The organism is Flavobacteriales bacterium (assembly GCA_013214975.1).
Lineage (GTDB): Bacteria > Bacteroidota > Bacteroidia > DT-38 > DT-38 > DT-38.
Genome location: JABSPR010000254.1, coordinates 1 through 2,135, shown reverse-complemented (window position 1 = coordinate 2,135; position 2,135 = coordinate 1). Strand labels below are relative to the sequence as shown.

General features: G+C 35.0%; 2 protein-coding genes and 1 other RNA gene. All 3 read right to left on the bottom strand.

Going from position 1 to position 2,135, the window contains the following annotated elements:
* The coding region (locus HRT72_08300) for a peptidylprolyl isomerase (GenBank protein ID NQY67706.1) at positions 1-840 on the bottom strand (840 nt) is incomplete at its 3' end.
* Positions 841-1,263: 423 nt separating this feature from the next.
* Positions 1,264-1,694, bottom strand: an RNA gene (rnpB, locus tag HRT72_08295) — RNase P RNA component class A.
* A 10-nt stretch (positions 1,695-1,704) separates the two neighbouring features.
* Positions 1,705-2,022: a Smr/MutS family protein gene (locus HRT72_08290; protein NQY67705.1), complete on the bottom strand. Its 318-nt coding sequence runs from the start codon at positions 2,020-2,022 to the stop codon at positions 1,705-1,707.
* Positions 2,023-2,135: the final 113 nt, after the last annotated feature.

Genomic DNA, 2,135 nt, shown 5'->3' with positions numbered 1-2,135 from the left:
TGAATCAAACTTCTTTCCATCTACCAAATAACCTTCATAATGCACTTTAACCGTTTTACCCTTCGATGCCTGGACTCCTGTTCCTTTTTGAACAATTTGGTACATTAAGCCACTAGCAGTTGTATCTGTTATCTCTCCATACTTTTCTTTTATTACTGAAAGAAAAGCATCTTTCTCTTCTTTCTTCTTTGCGCTCTCTTTTAATTCAAGGTCTACTTTACCTTTATTAAACTGTGCCAAGCCATCGAATTTCTTAGCAACCTTACCTACCCTTAATATTTTAACATCAAGTATAGTATCTCCTTTTGCAATCAAATTAACGATATCCATCCCATCTAATACATGACCAAAAACACTATGTTTATTATCAAGCCAAGGGGTACTTTTATGTGTTATAAAGAATTGACTTCCGTTCGTAGCCGGACCAGAATTAGCCATAGACAAAATACCACCTCCTAAATGTTTTAAATCGTCATGAAATTCATCAGGAAATTTATAACCAGGACCACCACTTCCATTTCCAGCCGGATCACCCGTTTGAACCATAAAATCTTTTATAACTCGATGAAATAAGAGTCCATCATAAAACGGCTCTCCCTCTTTTTTCGAATCATTGGCCATAGCGCCTTCTGCTAATGCCACAAAGTTCCCTACTGTCATAGGTACTTTATCATAATCTAAAGCAATAATAATTGATCCTTTATTTGTATTTATTGCCGCAAATAAGCCCTCTCCATGCTTCTTCTTTAATACTTTTTCAATACTACCGCTTTGCCCTGTAGTAGAACATGCAGCTAGAACTATTGATAGCATAGTGAAGACGTAAAATATTTTTCTCATTATTCTCTCTGTTTGAATGAATTTAGGCCAAAAATAAAAAAAACTCCACATAAGGAGCTTAAATCTTAAAACAGAAATCGAAAGAATTGATATTAATGGTTCTTAAATAAAACTATGGAGTAAAAATCCAAGAACCATTAATATCTTTTCGTTGTGTATCCTATTAGACGCGTCATTTGCAAGAAGGTTGCTTTGAACTTCAATATTATTTCCTTTTTTATGAAAATCCCGAATTTGAATTCTATTATTTCTATAAATACTAAACAATTTCACCTTATAAAATAAATAACCCAAAAACACACGAAAAACTAAATCAAGAGAAAAGCCTTTTAGAGCATATCAACGCTATTCCTATGTATGATTTTCAAGGTTAACAGATAATTATTAGCGCAAAAAAAAGTGCTATCACCCTAAGATGATAGCACTATGCGCAAAGTTATAAGCCGGATTCTGTTCCTTATTTAACAAGTTAATTAAGGTTCTATCATTTATCTATTCCAGTCATCACTAACTGAATATATCAACCTACCCTCCGAGTTAAGCGAGCAACTTTAACAGCTTAATTAAAAACTGGCCTCGGTTTATTTGGTCTTTCAACCCATAAGGTTTTATAGCTATATGAGTCACCCCATACACTGGTAGGCTCTTACCCCACCTTTTCACCATCACTCTCTAAAGCAAGCTTCAGACAAACCCTTCTTCGCAAAAGCTTCGAAGGGTGAAAGCGGTTTATTTTCTGCATCACTATCTGTCTCCGTTAAACGGATCCTTCCCGTTAAGAAGTATGGCGCTCTACGTTGTCCGGACTTTCCTCCTTTCTGTTTTACCAGAACGGCGATAGAACAATTTGCACTTCAAAATTACTTATTTAACGGTAACAAAAGTCGCCCCGTCCCCATAATGAAGTGATGATGCTTTTTCGATAATATAATCGGAATTCAAGTCCAGTATTTTCTCTACTTCCATCCTAAGAATACCTGTACCAACACCATGAATCACAACAAATTCAGATAATGATCTACGATCTACTTCTCGTAATTTATCTTTAAAAAAACTAAGCTGAGAAATAATAATATCCTGCCCATTCATATTAATATGACTTTCCCTAATCTCTTCAATATGCAAATCTATCGTGTAGACATGATCCCAAATCGACTCTCCCTTCCTTAATACAATACCCATGCAATCAAACTGCATGAAACAATGAATAGCAGAATTCCTGGAGTGATAACATGCAATTCAAGACAATGGGCTCAATTAGAGCAAAATATGAGTAATTTCATTGAAAAATTGGC

Bases quoted from the DNA above. Each gene is read 5' to 3' on its own strand.
- HRT72_08290 (NQY67705.1), bottom strand. From the start codon at position 2,022: ATGGGTATTGTATTAAGGAAGGGAGAGTCGATTTGGGATCATGTCTAC.